Genomic DNA, 15,861 nt, shown 5'->3' with positions numbered 1-15,861 from the left:
CAACCGTTTCATGCTTTCCCCATAGGAAATCACACACCTCCCGCGGCCTCCTCCTAGTCAGGTTTCCCAACGCGGGCCACGCTCAGCACAAGCTGAAATCTCGCACCATGGCCCGCATCGAAAAACCTAAAACGAAGCCGCCATTCAGCGCGACGTCAGCAAAGTCTGCTTCCGGTCGCAAAAGGGGCGTTCGTCTTATTAGCGACCACGGCATAGCGCCTTCTTCAACCCAGTGTCACCTTTCTCAAAGACACCCAAGCATTGGATCGAGTGAAATAATAGATCTCAAGAACCTTCCAGAGATATCCTAAAAAGGATTAAGCTCGATATAGGGTCAGGGCTTTGCAGAACCATTGAAAGAGCGATAAGAGACCTGAATGAATAATCCCAAAGCAATTATTTTTGACTTAGACGGCACGCTTATTCACAGCGCACCCGATCTGCACGCGGCTGCAAACGCAATGCTAAAAGCTCTTGAGCGCTCAGCGCTCGACCTGCCAACTATCATCTCCTTTATCGGCAATGGCGTGGAGCGATTGGTGGAGCGGTGCCTTGACGCAACTGGCGAGTATGACGCGACGCTCAGGCAGGTGGCTATGAAAAAATTTCTGGCCTTTTACCAACAAAATATGACGACACTGACCCGACCCTACCCCGGCGTTGTGGCGTCACTGCAGACTTTTCGAGATGCTGGCATTCCGCTGGGCATCTGCACGAATAAACCGACCCAGCCTGCTCGCGAAATTTGTGATCGCCTCGAACTCACTCAATTTTTCAAAGTGATCACTGGAGCCGAAGACGGGCAGCTCAAAAAACCGGAGCCAGCATCCTTGTTAGCCTGCATCAGCGCGTTGGATGTTCAACCGTCAGAGGCGCTTTATGTTGGCGACAGCGAAATTGATTACTTAACGGCGGTCAATGCCGCCGTGCCATTCCGTCTGTTTGCCAATGGCTACCTGAACGCCCCTTTGCCAAAATTGCCGGCCTTAGACCGGTTTGAGCATTGGACAAACCACGGGATCCGCGCGCCCTAAAGTTTCGTTAGAAACAGGCTTGCAAATCTACGGGTTCGGGGTAGCCTCATGGTTCTGGGAGGATACTTAAATGAAAATAATGACTTCACTATTGTCCGGCGCGGCTTTTGCTTTGGCACTTTCGCTCGCAGGTCCGGCTATGGCGCAGGATTGCCCGCGCGGCGATTTGGACAAACGCTTTTGCGACGTGGACGGCGACCTGATTGCCGACACCCCCACCGATCCGGCGGATCAGGTAGACCCTGACACATTGATCTTTGCCTACACACCCGTTGAAGACCCCGCTGTTTACAAAGCCGCATGGTCCGACTTTTTGACGCATCTGGAGGCAGAAACAGGTAAATCAGTCGTCTTCTTCCCTGTACAAAACAACGCGGCCCAGATTGAGGCAATGCGTTCTGGTCGTCTTCATATCGCGGGCTTCAACACCGGTTCAAACCCATTGGCGGTGAACTGTGCAGGCTTTAACCCCTTCACTATCATGGCGTCAAAAGACGGTAATTTCGGATACGAGATGGAAATCATCACCTATCCAGGTTCTGGCATTGAGAAGGTTGAAGACATCAAAGGCAAACAGCTGGCCTTTACTTCGCCGACATCGAACTCGGGTTTCAAGGCACCAAGCGCTATCTTGAAAAGCGACTTCGACATGCTTCCCGAGCGTGATTTTGAGCCGGTTTATTCAGGCAAGCACGATAACTCGATCCTCGGTGTCGCCAACAAAGATTATATGGCTGCATCAATCGCGAACTCGGTCAAAGCGCGCATGATTTCACGAGATGTGATTACCGAAGATCAAGTTGTGACAATCTACAAGTCACAGACGTTCCCGACCACGGGGTTTGGCACGGCGCATAATCTAACGCCCGAGCTGAAAGAAAAGATTCGCAACGCGTTTTTGAACTTTGAGTGGGAAGGCACGTCCCTCGAAGCCGAATTCGAAAAGTCGAACGAGGGCCAGTTCCTCCCAATGACCTATCAGGAATTCTGGGAAGTCATTCGCAAGATCGACACAGCAAATGGCGTCAGCTACGCCTGCGAGTAACACCTGATTGGGCGGGTCTTTGGGCCCGCCTTTTTCAACAAAAACATAATCAGTAGGGGGGCTTTCATGCTGCGGCTTGAGAAGCTTGTTAAGACATATAAAACGGGCGATCAGGCTCTTAAGGCTGTCGATCTACAAGTGCCAGAAGGTCAAGTTCTGGCGTTGATTGGACCTTCAGGGGCAGGAAAATCCACCCTTATTCGCTGCATTAACCGGCTGGTTGAGCCCACTTCGGGCAATGTCCACTTGGGCGATGTTGAACTGACTGGACTGTCCTCGGGTAACCTGCGCCGCGAACGTCGCCGGATAGGGATGATCTTTCAGGAATATGCGCTGGTAGAACGGCTAAGCGTCATGGAAAATGTTCTGTCCGGCCGCTTGGGTTATGTCGGATTTTGGCGCAGCTTTTTGCGACGTTTCCCACAATCCGACGTAGATGAGGCCTTCCGTCTATTGGACCGTGTTGGCCTTGCCCATATGGCCGACAAGCGCGCGGACGAGTTGTCGGGCGGCCAACGTCAACGCGTTGGCATCTGCCGCGCCCTCATTCAAAATCCAGCTTTGCTGTTGGTGGATGAACCGACAGCCTCGCTTGATCCTAAGACATCGCGCCAGATCATGCGGCTCATTTGCGAGCTTTGCAAAGAGCGCGGACTGGCTGCGATCATTAACATCCACGATGTAGCCTTGGCACGGATGTTTGTGCAGCGTGTCATTGGTCTGCGGTTTGGTGTAATTGAATTCGACGGCCCGCCTGAAAGTCTAACCCCCGAGGTTCTTACAACAATCTATGGCGAAGAAGATTGGGAAGCGACCATTGAAGCTGTCGATGATGACGATGTTGAGGCCGCCGAATGAGTGACGTGAACGCGCTTATCGGTAAGCCTTGGCGCAAACCATCGTTTATTAAACGGCCTTGGCTGAGGTGGACATTGATACTGGGCGCTTTTGTCTATTTGATCGCCGCCTATATGACAATCGACGTCAATTGGTCCCGTGTCTACGAGGGGTTGGAACGCGGCAAAAAATTCGTACTGGCCTTTACCAATCCGGATTTCACCACCCGTTCTACAGACATTTACGAGGGCATGATCGAGAGTATCATCATGACCATTGCCTCTTCTGTTGTCGGCATAGCGATTTCGATCCCGATTGCCTTGGGCGCTGCACGCAACATTGCACCCCTACCCGTTTATCTGATCTGTCGTTCGATCATCGCGATCAGCCGCGCATTGCAGGAAATAATTGTTGCGATCCTTTTGGTCGCGATCTTTGGCTTTGGACCGCTTGCGGGTTTCCTGACGCTCAGCTTTGCTACAATCGGGTTCCTGTCCAAGTTGCTCGCGGAAGACATCGAAAGCATGGACAAAGTGCAAGCCGAAGCGATTAAAGCATCGGGCGCTAAATGGACGCAATGGATCAATTACGGGGTGCAGCCACAGGTTATGCCGCGCCTGATCGGCCTGAGCATCTATCGCCTTGATATTAACTTCCGCGAAAGCGCTATCCTTGGATTGGTTGGTGCGGGCGGTATTGGTGCCACGTTGAACACCGCGTTTGACAGGTATGAATACGACACCTCCGCCGCGATCTTGTTGCTTATCATCGTCATTGTCATGGCGTTGGAATACCTATCCGGTGTCATCCGCGCGAGGGTTCAATAATGCCAGTGCAAGACCTCAAAGGCCAAAAAATATGGCAACGCCGCACCGGGCGCGAAAGCATAGCTCATTGGGTCATGTGGCTGATCGGTGTCGCAATTTTTGCCTATTGCTGGCAGCAAATATCCGCATCAACCACCTGGTTCTTTGTTTGGGACGCCCCGCGCATTGCCGAAGACATCTGGACGCGCGCAACACCTCCGCGCTGGGAGTACATCTCGCAATTGGGTAAACCGATTTGGGACACGCTAAACATCGCGACGCTTGGCACGATCTTTTCATTGATCCTTGCCGTTCCGGTCGCCTTTTTGGCGGCACGTAACACCACGCCGTCGCGGCTTTTTGTTCGCCCTATCGCGCTGCTGATCATCGTCGCGACACGTTCGATCAACTCGTTAATCTGGGCATTGCTGCTGATTGCGATTATCGGCCCTGGTGTTTTTGCGGGGGTTATCGCAATTGCGATCCGCTCTATCGGATTTTGCGCCAAACTGCTTTACGAAGCCATCGAGGAAATCGATCAAAATCAAGTGGAGGCCATCACAGCGACCGGTGCCTCGCGTTGGCAGGTAATGGCGTTCGGCATTGTGCCACAAATTCTGCCTGCGTTTGCAGGCATTGCAGTCTTCCGCTGGGACATTAACATCCGCGAATCCACTGTGCTTGGGTTGGTCGGCGCGGGCGGCATCGGGCTGCAACTGTCCTCTTCGTTGAATGTTCTTGCGTGGCCACAGGTATCGTTGATCTTACTGGTGATCCTCGCGGCGGTTGTTATCTCCGAATGGGTGTCTGCCAAGGTACGCGGTGCAATAATTTGAACCTCGCCGAAGCCTTTGCCAGTTATGAAAACGTGCGCCATCGGTTGCCGAGCGCAAAGTTTGGTCAGGCCTTTAAAGCACTACCAAACCTTGATGCACTGACAGATGAGATAGATGTTTTCCTACTTGATGCTTTTGGCGTATTAAACATTGGTGACACCGCAATAAGGGGTGTGCCAGAGCGCGTTGCGCGGCTTCAAAAGGCGGGCAAGCGGGTTATGGTTGTTTCCAACGCAGCCGGCTTTCCGCACGCAAAACTGATGGAAAAGTACAAATCTCTCGGGTATAATTTCTCTCCCGAGGACGTCATCACCAGCCGAAAAGCAACGCTCCATGCGCTTCATAATGCACCACCATTGAAATGGGGTTTGATGGCCACACCAAGCCTTGGGCGCGGGGATATTGAGCCTTTCGACATGACATATCTGGCAGAGGATGCCGCAGCCTATGACGAGGCCCAAGCGTTTGTTCTGCTCGGAAGCGCTGAATGGACTGAGACACGGCAGTCCTTGCTTGAAGCGTCTCTCAAAAGGGCACCCCGTCCAGTCTATGTAGGTAATCCTGACATCGTGGCACCACGCGAAACCGGGTTTTCAATTGAACCTGGCCATTTCGCTCACCGCTTGGCGGATCAGAGCGGGGTCGAGCCGGAATTTTTCGGAAAACCGTTTGGCAACATCTTTGTTTTGGCCTTTGCCCGTCTGGGCGATGTCGACCTTGAGCGCACAGTCATGGTCGGAGACAGTCTCCATACCGATATTTTAGGCGGTCAGGCTGCCGGACTAAAAACAGCTTTGATTACAGACTATGGCTTCTTTGGGGGACACGATGTTGAAGGGCCAATCAAGGCGGCGGGAATTCAACCAGACTACATTCTGAAAAGACCGTAATGCCCCGCGAGTTGAAGATGAAGCTCATCGATATTGGTGAAGTTCACAGTTGTTCAGCATAAAGCCGATGATTTCTTGAAATGCGTTTCCGTGGCCAACGATTGCGACCGCTTCTTGGTTAACGTCGTTCAATTGGGCTGAAAACTGAGCAATCCGGTTTTGAAATATGGGCATTGGTTCGGCTGGCACTGCGACGCCCGCTTCCTCGTGCGCGTACCACCAATGGTTTGGCAAATGATCAAAATCAAGGTCGGGGAAGTCTCGCTTTAGCGCTTCAGGCGGGCGACCGACATCACCACTAAACTTGAGCAACTCATGGTGGCCGTGGCTTACTTCGATAGGGGCCATGCTATCAAAAATCGTTTTCGCCGTTTGTATTGCGCGGGTGAGCGGCGATGTGATGACGCGCGTAATGCCCAGCTTCGAAACCTTGTTGCGGGCCTCTGCCGCTTGCGCAAACCCAAGTTCTGTTAGCGGCGCGTCGAAAATCATAGGATCAAATTTCCCTTTATAGGCAGCATTGAATTCGGATTGCCCGTGACGAATGAAATAGACAGGCATTAATGCTACTGAGCTACTCCCCATTTATTGGACAGTATCTGGCGGGGTTTAAGCTACTTTTTGCACCTGCTGATCGGGGTTGGTTGCTTCAATTCTCTGCCAATAGACCACGGCAGGTGGTCGCCCGCCAAGGGCAGAATGCGGGCGTTTGTGATTGTAGAACTCCATCCACTTCCTGACGCCCGCTTTGGCCTCTGAGCCGCTTTCCCATGCATGCAGATAGACGCACTCGTATTTCAGGCTTCGCCACAGTCGTTCGACAAAGATGTTGTCGAGGAAGCGGCCCTTGCCGTCCATCGAGATACGGACAGCTGACCGTCGCAGCCGATCTGTCCATGCAAATGACGTGAACTGGCTGCCCTGATCCGTATTCATGATCTCTGGCGGGCCGAACTTGTGGATGGCTTCATTCAGCGCATCGACGCAGAACTCGGCCTCCAGCGTGTTAGAGATACGCCATGCCAAAACCTTGCGCGTGTACCAGTCCATGATGGCCACCAGATACAGAAAGCCGCGCCGCATTGGCAGATAGGTGATGTATCCAAAACCCCGGGCGGCTGTGAGATGGCAATTGATGTACTGCCGACAAAAACGTAGGTCTCCCGGTAGAAAAGGGCGGATTCCGGACTTTCTCTGCGTTCGCGAACTCGACAACCAGCCAAGTCTGGAACCGACATTCAAATACACCCAAAACCGCGAATATCTCTGCCATGCCGCATGGCCGTGAAGAGCCTGTTCTGTGAATTTGTTTTTTGTGCTGCGAGCGCACCTAGCGAGGAAGCTGCCGGACTTGAAAAATATCGTTCTGCAACGCAATGGTAAAATCGGACATCTGTCACTGGCAGTTTTGCGAGTTTTAGGTAAAGGATGGCTGCGGATTTTCCACTATTGGTAATTCTGGAAAATCGGGGGCGTTTCGCCACTGTTAGGTTTGGTGTACGTTGATGTGCTAGAGGCAATCGCCTCATGGACCAGAAGCCAGTCATGCACTGATTTGTGGACCTCTTAAGCAGGGTCACATCAGCTTGCGGGAAGCCCTTTAGTAGATTGACTCGGGGGCACTTCTGTCGAAATATAGTCGCTTTAGTATTTATTGAGAAACGTACTTTCTCCCAAAATTCCAAATTTCACTGGTTCTTCTAGATTAACACGAAACAGAGAGAGCGATGCCCGGATTTACTGTTTACGAAACTAATGGAACACCCTTGAGTGAAAAAACTCTAACGATAGACGTAGGAGCGTTCGGGGAAATTGAGGCACAGCACTCAATTGCCATACTGTATGATACCGTGAGGCTTCAATTTGGCGAAGCTTATGAAACAGGTGCGGGGACACAAGTTTTCAGGGAAAGCGCTGTGTCTGAAGCATGGGTGGAGTATTCTTATACTTATGCTCCAGATCCACGGCTATTGGAGTTGAAAGAAGCTCTTGAAAGCGCGCAAGAATTGCAGGAAATTAATATTGAAACAGATACTGCAGAAAGCTGGGAGAACTATTGGGTGGCACGAAACGCTTATGTCTCCCTTTTTAATCAGGCAATGGTTAATGGCCTGAACCCACAAATCTACCTAGATTTGGAAAGCTACATAAATGAAAACGGTCAACCAGAGGGCTTTGCCTCTGGCACATATATAAGGTATCTGTCTTCAGGGTCTCCTAGTGGACACGAATTTTCTGGTGTCGATATTGAAATGTTTGGAGTGGGAACTACTGGGTCGTTTGCTCCAGAAATTCTAAACGAAGGTCAAAACTCAGATTTCATAGCCGTTGATAGTAACTTTTGGACAGTGTCTGATTCTGCGACCATCCACGTAACCTTTGAAGAAAGTCAATTAGAAGAGTTTCTAAACGAGGGACATGTATTAGAAGGTGACAGAACACCGAGTAACTCGGTCCTTGTTGTTGTCGAACATGACGCCGACTGGTCAATACTTTCTAGCCATGAAGTGAATGGCTATAGCCCAGAGAATCTTGAAGACACCATCAGGGTGCTCAACACGTTTTCTGACTACATACCGCCCGAAGACCCTGAAGTCACCGCCTACATCGATGAAGTAATTGTTGACATTCCATCACTACAGGACATGGGGATTGAATTCACCTCCGACGAGCGAGGCACAACAGTAAGATATGAAACCAGTGAATATTTTGTCGATGCAAACGGTCACTGGGAGACGATAAATACACAATCCACTCTCAATATAGAGGGCGATAACCTCGATTCGTACTATTCTGCCCAAGCCGAAGCAACAACTTCTGGCCTTTTTGAGCTTTTCAGAACTCATGTTGAAAATTTGGGGTTGAGAGCGTTTAGCAGCTACTTCACCGGCACCGATGACGCCGCCGAATTGGCCGTGGACATCAACACCATACACTCTGATCCGCTTTTGCGCGTTGTCGACAGCCTAGACAGTTTTGACCCAGAAGAAATGCAAATTAGAATTGACAACATCCGGAATTCTGTTGACCAACTTATCGAAAATCACGTCCCTTGGTTGACCCCATTTTATAGGGAAGTTGTATTCAGCGGGAGGCACTCGTCATTTAGCTATCAAATGACGCTTGACCCAAGTCATATTCCGCAAGGGGACTCTCATTCAAACCGGGTCGTTTTCGGCGCAACTGGAGCAACATACCATGCAGGAGCTGGTAGTGATTACCTTTTTGGCAACGTCGGTGCAGATATGCTTTTTGGCGACGATGGCGAAGATGTTTTATCAGGCGGAGGCGGGAACGATTCACTGGAAGGTGGCGCTGGAGGCGATTGGATCTCCGGCGGAGTTGGACAAGATACGCTAATAAGTGAAGCAGATCACGACTTGGCAGATGGGGGCGCAGGCGATGATCTAATTAGGCTTGGGGGCACTGAACACTACTCGAACAACTTTGTCGCCTTTAATGTGAGTTCTGACACTCAAGTAGGGACGCAAGTTCGCGTGAACCTCGAAGGGATGGTGCGCATTGAAGCAGTCGTAGATGGGGGGGGAGATGCTGATGTTATCGAACTCAGTGAAATGGATGACGCCTTCTTCTTGCACGATGCCTATTCGGGTTTCCACGATGCCGTCGAGCTTACAGAAGACTATATTGGTAATGAAAGCGCTGCCCGCTTCACAAACATAGAGGAAATACGGGCTATGGGCGGTGATGACATCATCGACCTGACCAGCCCAGACTACAGTCTCGCGGGTGCATACCTTTATGTTGATGGCGGTGATGGCAATGACATTATTTGGGGTTCAGACGCCGACGAATTTATCTATGGCGGCGACGGCGACGACACAATCTTTGGCGGCATTGGCTTGGATGTATTGTCCGGTGGGTTTGGTTCAGATGTATTTGAATTTACACGCACCTCGACGGATGTAGCTGTAATTGATTTCGACATCGCCGATGGGGACGTGCTACGATTCTACAATACTGACGGCGCGGAATTCGATGCATCGAGCGCTGCTCTAATTAGCGGGGGCATGATCATTTATTACACAGACATTACAACCGGAACATCACATAGTTTAGCTATCGCTCTGGAAGGTCCTCTCAGTGAATTTTCTGCCACGTTGCCGGAGCTAGTAAGCGCTCTTGAAATCATTTAGGTGGTGTCAGACAAATTCGAACTCGTCTCTACTAGGCCAACATGACTGTCCCTTATGCCGCGCAAAGACCACGCCACTCAGCGAGAGCGGCGGTGCGGTTAAGCTTGAAATGGCTTCTTTGCGAAAGGCTGCGACCCTGGTTGAAGTGGTTGGAAACGGATGCGTGAATAAAGACGAATTTCTGCAAACTTCGCATGCGACGAAAACGGTGCATGGCCCTCTCCCGCCTTCGAAAAGGTAGATGTGAATTCTCAGCGCGATTGTTCTTCCACCGGCCCGTTTCTTGCCTGGTTGAATTGCCGATGACTTTCATCGCGGCGCCATAGGAACGCAATTTGTCAGTGACGACGACCTCAGGTTTGCCGTAGCGTTTCATCGCTTTCTTCAAGAAATTTAGGGCTGCAGCGCGGTCTCGTCGTTTCGTGACATAGCTTTCCAGCACCTCACCTTCGTGATCAACGGCCCGCCAGAGGTAGTGTTGCTCGCCGTTAATTTTCACAAAAACCTCATCGAGATGCCATCGCCAGTTTGAGTAACACCGCATTCGGCAGGCCCGTTTTCTACGGATCTCGGCTGCGAATAATGGGCCAAATCTGTTCCACCAAAAACGGATGGTTTCGTGGCTCACGTCGATGCCCCGTTCTTGCAGCAGGTCTTCCACATTGCGCAATGAAAGTGGAAATCGGACATAGAGCATCACCGCAAGGCGGATAATCTCAGGGCTCGTTTTGAAGTACCGAAAAGGGGATCGCTTTGTCATTCGGCAACGCTAGGTCGCCACTCTGCCCCTCACAACCGAGTTTCCTCTGACATTGCCTCCTCTGACATTGCCAGCTGCCCAGTTAGGCTGGGTCAGCTTTTTTTGCATCAGTTGGTCTTTGTCTCAACTAAAACGCTAATTTGCCAGTGATAGTTAGACACGCAACCAGAAGAGTGCAGCTTAATCGAACCACCTTAGGCCCAGCCAAGTTGCTTCAAGGAATGGCCATCATTCCAGATTTTAGTCATGTGTCGGATTTTTCCGCCTTCGAAATCCATGACATAAACATAGTCGGCAGCAACAGTTTTACCCGTGATGCCAGCACCTGCGTCAACCGTATGTGTCCCGTGGAACACCGCTGCAGCAGTGACATTTCCATTCTCTGCGTCTTCCGCAAACGATTTCATTTCATAGTGGCCGTCGGGAATGGGCACGAGTAATCCCTTCATCCATTCGGTGTATCCTTCGATACTTGAAACATCGGCAAGTGCATCAGCCTGCGCAGAGAAAGTGGCACCGTCAGTACACCACTGTTTGCAGGCATCCCAGCCTTTGCCGGTTTCACATGCATCAAAGAATTCGTGCGCTGTTTGCTTGTTTGACATTCTGTACATCCCCTGTTCATCGGGCGAACTTTTTGTAGACGCCCTACATGTCTTTAACACAGGGATACAATCTTCCCTAATTCTGGAGCCGCCAATGCTTTAGCCGACTTTTTAAAGGCCACGAATTTAGTTTGGAATGCTGAGGCACGTTATCTACATTTCCGAACAGAAAACGTTAGGTCAAACCGCAGCAAATGACTGCTATCCGCCCTTAGTGTAGAGATGTGCGTGATGCAGCAATCGAACCCCACCCAATACCCGTCACGGCAGCTTCCGGCCCATACTGGCCATATATCGGTGGTCTGGGATGCAGCGGTACGGTCCACCAAAGCAGACATTCGCTGCGCGCGCAAATTCCATTGGTGGCGAACTCACAATGTGCGGACTCCTTTGCCGTTCGCTGCGATAGCCCCAATGACGACTTACGGCAGCCTTACCTGCACCGATGCCTACAATTAGCGAAACCCATTGATTTTCTGTGATCGACTCCCTAGCGAAGATTGATACGCTGATCGCTTCAATCAAACGGGAAACTAATTTTGGATCGCCGACTTGCCACCATAGTTGCAATGGACGTTGTGGGCTACTCGCGGCTGATGCGTGTGGATGAAGAAGGCACGATGGCTGTCTTGATTTCCTTGCGTGAATTGATCGATGCCCAGATTTTGGAATTTGGGGGGCGAATGTTCGGAAGCGCGGGCGACAGTGTGTTGGCCGAGTTCGCCAGCCCTGTGGAAGCCGTGCGCTGTGCTCTAGAAATCCAGAAGAAGACGGCAACATTCAACTCTGAACGACTGGAAGACCAAAAGATGCTGTTGCGTGTCGGCGTTAATCTCGGTGATATAATAGAGAACGATGGCGCGCTATATGGCGACGGAATTAACGTTGCTGCACGGCTGGAAACTGTGTGTGAGCCAAACGGAGTGTGTGTCTCAGATGCGGTGCACAATCTTGTTCAGAATCGCATGAATGAATTTTTCTCAGATATTGGCGAACAGACATTCAAAAATATCGACGAACCGTTACGCGTATGGATGTGGACAGCCCTGCGACCAACCTCAGACGCCAAGCAAGGAAAGGCGATTTTCCTACCATCTGTGGCGGTTCTGCCTTTTAAAAATATATCGAGTGACACAGAACAGGATTACTTTGCCGACGGCATTGTCGAAGAAATCATCACGGCGCTGTCGGGCTTTCCTGGTATGATTGTGATCGCACGGAATTCGTCATTTTCCTTTAAGGGTCAATCAATTGATGTCAGGCGGATTGGCCAAGAACTGAACGCGCGATATATCCTAGAAGGAAGTGTCCGAAAAAGCGGCGAGCGTTTGCGGATAATGGCCCAGCTCGCAGATGCAGAAACCGGTGTGCAATTGTGGGCCAACCGTTTTGACGGCGTTTTAGAGGATGTATTTGATCTGCAAGATGCGATTTCAGAAGCTGTAGTAGGTGCGATAGCTCCCGAGATTCAAAACGCCGAAATTGTTCGAGAGATGCGCAAAGCGCCCAAAAATCTAGATTCCTACGATTGTTATCTACGTGGTCTCAACGATGTGCATCGAGGTGAATTGGGGAACGCAGATAATTGGTTCGGAAAAGCCATAGAGGCAGCACCGGACTACGCGCGCGCGATGGCGAGAAAGGCTTGGATTGGCACTGCATGGCGCAATTACGGTAAGGATGCCGTTGGCGACTATCGCCAAGAGTGTTTGAAGCTGGCCAAAGTAGCAGTTGCCTTGCAACCTGACAATCCTGAAGTTGCGGCATACGCAGGTTACACTATCGGTTTTCTCAGCGCTTCGCCAAGCGCGGGGTTGGCACATGTGAATCGAGCCACACGGTTATGCCCCTGTTTCGCTTGGGCGTGGGCATCAAGTGCATTGCTCAATGTCTATCTTGGTGATGCAGATGTTTCGTTAGAACATGCTGAGACTGCGCGTCGTCTCAGCCCAAAAGACCCAATGGCATTCCGAACTTATAGCGCGACGGGGTTAGCAAACATCATAAAAGAGGATGCGCGTGCTCTCTTGGCCAGTTCTGAAATAGGTATCAGTTTGTCGCCTGAATTACCGGGTTTCCGTTACCACAGAGCAATTGCTTTAATTGCCCTCGGACGTATATTGGAAGCCGCTGAAGAACGCGCCGTGCTTTTAGAATTGAAGCCTGAATTCACCATCTCTGAGTTCATCCGGTCCTCGCGAGAAGATATCGGAATGTCGGATCTTCTTCTTGGGCCAGTCGAGGACGGGTTGCGAAAAGTTGGATTTCCAGAATAAGGCAAATCCCATTTCTGAAATGGCCGGATGCACTGCCCAAGAACGCCTCAACGGGGCTTTGTTGCACAAATCAGGTGATGGGCGGACTTCGCCTTTCCCCAGACGGACTTATCAAATGGCCTCAGTGACTGGTATGCTCAGGGCGGTGTAGCAGTTGAGCACGGAGATGCGGATTTGGATTTCCGCAACCTGCCTGTCGAAGTCCCGTACCATGACGGATTGGCCCAACAGTTTGATGCAGTTCATCTTCGTTTCGACGCGGCTCCGGCGGTGGTATCCGGTCACAGGCCGACTGAATTGCCTTGATGTGACCGGGTTGATCTTGGGCTTGCCCGGAAACAGCCAGCCCTCGGGTCGCGCCTCACGCCAATAATCGCGTAGCAGGTCCCTCAGATCAGGTGACAACATGACCTTGCGATCTTTGCGCCCCTTGCCCTCGTCGACATGGATCAGCATGCGGTCACTATCGATGTCGCTGACCTTGAGATTGCAAATCTTCGGACGCCCGCAGCCCCCCGCCATAGGAAATGCTGAGTGCCGCACGATACTTCAGACCAGGCCCGGGCGCGGCAGCAAGCAACTCCGAGACGTCCTCGATACTCAGCACCACCGGCAGTTTGCGCGGCTGGGTGCGGAACTGCATGTACTTCTTCATATCTTCACGCCCGCAGGTCTTGCCGGACAGAAACCTCAGCGCCATGATCCGGGCGTTGTAGGTCGTCGGCGTCACACCGGTATCGGTCATGTGCAATTGATAGGCGCGAAGATCATCCGGTGTCGCAGAGTCCGGAGATCGCTTCAGGAAGCCAGCGAAATCTTTGACCACCCGAATGTGCGCCTTTTGCGCCTTGTCGCCCATGCCATGGATGCGCATATCCTCGATCATCCGCGCTCGCAGCGGGCTCATCTTCTCCTGTGTCATAAGATCCTCCTGTTTGACGATTGAGAAAGTCCCAATCGTCAAACAGGTGCGTCAGATCACAAAATACACAGCGTTCACCGCAAAACACTACACCCGCAACAAGCGCCATTGCCGCGGCAGCGGCTTAGTCCTTGTCCCGCTAAGTCGCCGTTACTGAATAAGGCAGCGAACGTCCGCTACAGACTTGTTGGCCACGCGTGGTAGGTTTGGCGTGGTGGAGGAAGAACAATGAGCAAAATTGCATTCAGTATGCGTGATCAGATGGATAGTATGTCCGAAGACAAATTCGAAGGTGAGATGGGTCTAAGTAAAGCTGATTTTCTTGACTATCTCGATAAAGCGGCAGCGGTGGAAGAGAGATGCCGAGCCAACGTAGGTGATCCCGCTCCCGACTTCTCAGCGCACGTTTTGAAAGACGATGGAAAGGTTTCATCCGATTTATTCACGCTCTCGGGTCATCGTGGTTCGCCTGTCTCTTTGATTTTTGGGAGCTACACATGTCCCATATTTCGTCGGCAATCCGAGCGTATGAAGCAGTTGATTGGCGACTTCGAAAACTCGGTTCAGTTTGTCTTCGTTTACACATTGGAAGCGCATCCGACGGACGGGTGGAACACAAACTCAAACCGCGCCGACGAAATTATGTACGCTCAACCTACAGATATGAATGAGCGTGCCAAGGTGGCCCATGATTGGCGAAATGCCTACAGCTTTCACAGTCAAGTTGTCTTGGATTGGCCAGACAATCGGATAAATGACGATTATGCCGGAGCACCAGAGCGCTTGTATGTTCTCGACGCCAAGGGTGTCGTGACCTTTAAGTCCGAGCAAGGCCCATATCACGATAGCCACCTTGAGGATTGGGCAGCAGCCTTAAGAAGTGCCACGACAGGCGCTTAGAACATCCAGCCTTGCCATAGCGGGTACAGTGCTTACGAGGCGAGAAAGGAATGGCTGCAAAGTCCGCAGACTGTAAGTTCGATCACTTCCAGATTTCGCAAATGCAGCGAACGGCGGCAATGCGGGCTGCGAACACAGAAACCGAACGCTTTGCCCAAAGTCGGGTCTGGGCCGTTCTCGACAGTGATGAACCGGAGAATTAGGTTGATTGCTGCGGAATGCACATTTCGGCACGAAGGGGCGGAAACCGGACCTTCGCTGCGTTTCTGACTAAGGTCTGCAATGCGGGCAATGCGTTCACTCATGGTTAGATGTGACACAGCTAGATTTCTGTGCAAATCTGACAGAGTTTTAATTATCCTGAGGTTTTTTATGATGAACGTTTCTAGACGAAATGCAATTGCGATTGGAGCAGCATCATTGGTGGCCCCTGTTCTAGTAAAGAGCGTGAGCGCGAAAACAACAGGTGCAAGCATAGTTTTGGTACACGGTGCTTGGCACGGGGCGTGGGCATGGAAAGATGTAGTGCCGTTGCTAACCCAAAAAGGCTTTCAGGTGTCAACTCTGGATTTGTCCTGATTAGGAGCCAATTACCATCGGCAATCACCAGATGTTGGGTTATACGCTCACGCACAAGATGTTCTAAATCATCTGTTTTTCAACGATATAAGCGACGCAACGGTAGTTGCCCACTCCTACGGAGGAGGCGTTCTGTCTGAGGCATTGGTGGGCGATACGGAAGGACGAATTGGCCACGCACTTTATCTTGATGCCTTCCGGTTGGAAGAAGGCC

At 51.2% G+C, this 15,861-nt stretch carries 13 protein-coding genes and 2 pseudogenes; 9 read left to right on the top strand and 6 right to left on the bottom strand.

The annotated features are described in order from the left end of the window. Positions 1-377 precede the first annotated feature (377 nt). The 6 genes from gph (at position 378) to ABJI08_RS19080 (ending at position 5,448) form a co-directional block, all read left to right on the top strand. Positions 378-1,034 carry a phosphoglycolate phosphatase gene (gph, locus tag ABJI08_RS19105; protein ID WP_348403449.1) on the top strand — a complete coding sequence of 219 codons (657 nt, stop codon included), beginning with the start codon at positions 378-380 and terminating at the stop codon, positions 1,032-1,034. A 70-nt stretch (positions 1,035-1,104) separates the two neighbouring features. Further along, complete coding sequence (phnD, locus tag ABJI08_RS19100) at positions 1,105-2,079, top strand: phosphate/phosphite/phosphonate ABC transporter substrate-binding protein (protein WP_348403448.1); 975 nt, start codon at positions 1,105-1,107, stop codon at positions 2,077-2,079. A gap of 66 nt (positions 2,080-2,145) precedes the next feature. Further along, positions 2,146-2,937 carry a phosphonate ABC transporter ATP-binding protein gene (gene phnC / locus ABJI08_RS19095; RefSeq protein ID WP_348403447.1) on the top strand — a complete coding sequence of 264 codons (792 nt, stop codon included), beginning with the start codon at positions 2,146-2,148 and terminating at the stop codon, positions 2,935-2,937. Continuing rightward, positions 2,934-3,743 (top strand): phosphonate ABC transporter, permease protein PhnE, encoded by an 810-nt coding sequence (phnE, locus tag ABJI08_RS19090; protein ID WP_348403446.1) that lies wholly within the window; start codon positions 2,934-2,936, stop codon positions 3,741-3,743. Before phnC ends, phnE (ABJI08_RS19090) begins: the two co-directional genes overlap by 4 nt. Beyond that, positions 3,743-4,558, top strand: a complete 816-nt coding sequence (phnE, locus tag ABJI08_RS19085) for a phosphonate ABC transporter, permease protein PhnE (protein ID WP_348403445.1) — start codon at positions 3,743-3,745, stop codon at positions 4,556-4,558. Before phnE (ABJI08_RS19090) ends, phnE (ABJI08_RS19085) begins: the two co-directional genes overlap by 1 nt. Then, positions 4,522-5,448, top strand: coding sequence for an HAD-IIA family hydrolase (locus tag ABJI08_RS19080; RefSeq protein ID WP_348403444.1), 927 nt, complete (start codon positions 4,522-4,524; stop codon positions 5,446-5,448). The genes phnE (ABJI08_RS19085) and ABJI08_RS19080 overlap by 37 nt, the downstream gene beginning before the upstream one ends. Before the next feature lie 24 nt (positions 5,449-5,472). Here ABJI08_RS19080 and ABJI08_RS19075 read toward each other — a convergent pair whose 3' ends face one another. After that, on the bottom strand, positions 5,473-6,009 hold the full coding sequence (locus tag ABJI08_RS19075) for a histidine phosphatase family protein (protein WP_348403443.1): 537 nt from the start codon (positions 6,007-6,009) through the stop codon (positions 5,473-5,475). A 48-nt stretch (positions 6,010-6,057) separates the two neighbouring features. After that, a pseudogene (locus ABJI08_RS19070) lies at positions 6,058-6,546 on the bottom strand (IS3 family transposase); the annotation flags it as partial. Positions 6,547-7,175: 629 nt separating this feature from the next. Between ABJI08_RS19070 and ABJI08_RS19065 the strand changes: the two are divergent. Next, positions 7,176-9,605 carry a calcium-binding protein gene (locus ABJI08_RS19065; RefSeq protein WP_348403442.1) on the top strand — a complete coding sequence of 810 codons (2,430 nt, stop codon included), beginning with the start codon at positions 7,176-7,178 and terminating at the stop codon, positions 9,603-9,605. Between the two features lie 52 nt (positions 9,606-9,657). Here the strand turns inward: ABJI08_RS19065 and ABJI08_RS19060 are convergent, their stop codons facing one another. Together ABJI08_RS19060 and ABJI08_RS19055 are read right to left on the bottom strand one after the other, a co-directional pair. Beyond that, complete coding sequence (locus ABJI08_RS19060) at positions 9,658-10,365, bottom strand: IS6 family transposase (protein WP_348403441.1); 708 nt, start codon at positions 10,363-10,365, stop codon at positions 9,658-9,660. A gap of 194 nt (positions 10,366-10,559) precedes the next feature. After that, a complete protein-coding gene (locus ABJI08_RS19055) occupies positions 10,560-10,970 on the bottom strand; it encodes a nuclear transport factor 2 family protein (RefSeq protein WP_348403440.1) in 411 nt (136 codons plus the stop codon). Positions 10,971-11,539: 569 nt separating this feature from the next. Here ABJI08_RS19055 and ABJI08_RS19050 point away from each other — a divergent pair. Continuing rightward, positions 11,540-13,246 carry an adenylate/guanylate cyclase domain-containing protein gene (locus tag ABJI08_RS19050; RefSeq protein ID WP_348403439.1) on the top strand — a complete coding sequence of 569 codons (1,707 nt, stop codon included), beginning with the start codon at positions 11,540-11,542 and terminating at the stop codon, positions 13,244-13,246. A 111-nt stretch (positions 13,247-13,357) separates the two neighbouring features. Here the strand turns inward: ABJI08_RS19050 and ABJI08_RS19045 are convergent. Next, positions 13,358-14,168 (bottom strand): annotated as a pseudogene (locus tag ABJI08_RS19045) (tyrosine-type recombinase/integrase). 228 nt (positions 14,169-14,396) lie between these two features. On the opposite strand from ABJI08_RS19045, the gene ABJI08_RS19040 reads away from it, so the two are divergent. Further along, positions 14,397-15,068 carry a deiodinase-like protein gene (locus ABJI08_RS19040; RefSeq protein WP_348403438.1) on the top strand — a complete coding sequence of 224 codons (672 nt, stop codon included), beginning with the start codon at positions 14,397-14,399 and terminating at the stop codon, positions 15,066-15,068. Between the two features lie 32 nt (positions 15,069-15,100). Here ABJI08_RS19040 and ABJI08_RS19035 read toward each other — a convergent pair whose 3' ends face one another. Beyond that, positions 15,101-15,373, bottom strand: a complete 273-nt coding sequence (locus ABJI08_RS19035) for a hypothetical protein (protein ID WP_348403437.1) — start codon at positions 15,371-15,373, stop codon at positions 15,101-15,103. Positions 15,374-15,861 lie beyond the last annotated feature (488 nt).

Origin of the sequence: Shimia sp. (genome assembly GCF_039969785.1) — a bacterium.
Classification (GTDB): domain Bacteria; phylum Pseudomonadota; class Alphaproteobacteria; order Rhodobacterales; family Rhodobacteraceae; genus Shimia.
Note: the sequence above shows the minus strand (reverse complement) of the source record. Positions and strands in the feature narration are given on the sequence as shown.

Excerpts from the sequence above, each read along its gene's own strand:
- gph (WP_348403449.1), top strand. The coding sequence starts at position 378 with ATGAATAATCCCAAAGCAATTATTTTTGACTTAGACGGCACGCTTATT.
- phnD (WP_348403448.1), top strand. The coding sequence starts at position 1,105 with ATGAAAATAATGACTTCACTATTGTCCGGCGCGGCTTTTGCTTTGGCA.
- phnC (WP_348403447.1), top strand. The coding sequence starts at position 2,146 with ATGCTGCGGCTTGAGAAGCTTGTTAAGACATATAAAACGGGCGATCAG.
- phnE (WP_348403446.1), top strand. The coding sequence starts at position 2,934 with ATGAGTGACGTGAACGCGCTTATCGGTAAGCCTTGGCGCAAACCATCG.
- phnE (WP_348403445.1), top strand. The coding sequence starts at position 3,743 with ATGCCAGTGCAAGACCTCAAAGGCCAAAAAATATGGCAACGCCGCACC.
- ABJI08_RS19080 (WP_348403444.1), top strand. The coding sequence starts at position 4,522 with ATGGGTGTCTGCCAAGGTACGCGGTGCAATAATTTGAACCTCGCCGAA.
- ABJI08_RS19075 (WP_348403443.1), bottom strand. The coding sequence starts at position 6,009 with ATGCCTGTCTATTTCATTCGTCACGGGCAATCCGAATTCAATGCTGCC.
- ABJI08_RS19065 (WP_348403442.1), top strand. The coding sequence starts at position 7,176 with ATGCCCGGATTTACTGTTTACGAAACTAATGGAACACCCTTGAGTGAA.
- ABJI08_RS19060 (WP_348403441.1), bottom strand. The coding sequence starts at position 10,365 with ATGACAAAGCGATCCCCTTTTCGGTACTTCAAAACGAGCCCTGAGATT.
- ABJI08_RS19055 (WP_348403440.1), bottom strand. The coding sequence starts at position 10,970 with ATGTCAAACAAGCAAACAGCGCACGAATTCTTTGATGCATGTGAAACC.
- ABJI08_RS19050 (WP_348403439.1), top strand. The coding sequence starts at position 11,540 with ATGGACGTTGTGGGCTACTCGCGGCTGATGCGTGTGGATGAAGAAGGC.
- ABJI08_RS19040 (WP_348403438.1), top strand. The coding sequence starts at position 14,397 with ATGAGCAAAATTGCATTCAGTATGCGTGATCAGATGGATAGTATGTCC.
- ABJI08_RS19035 (WP_348403437.1), bottom strand. The coding sequence starts at position 15,373 with ATGAGTGAACGCATTGCCCGCATTGCAGACCTTAGTCAGAAACGCAGC.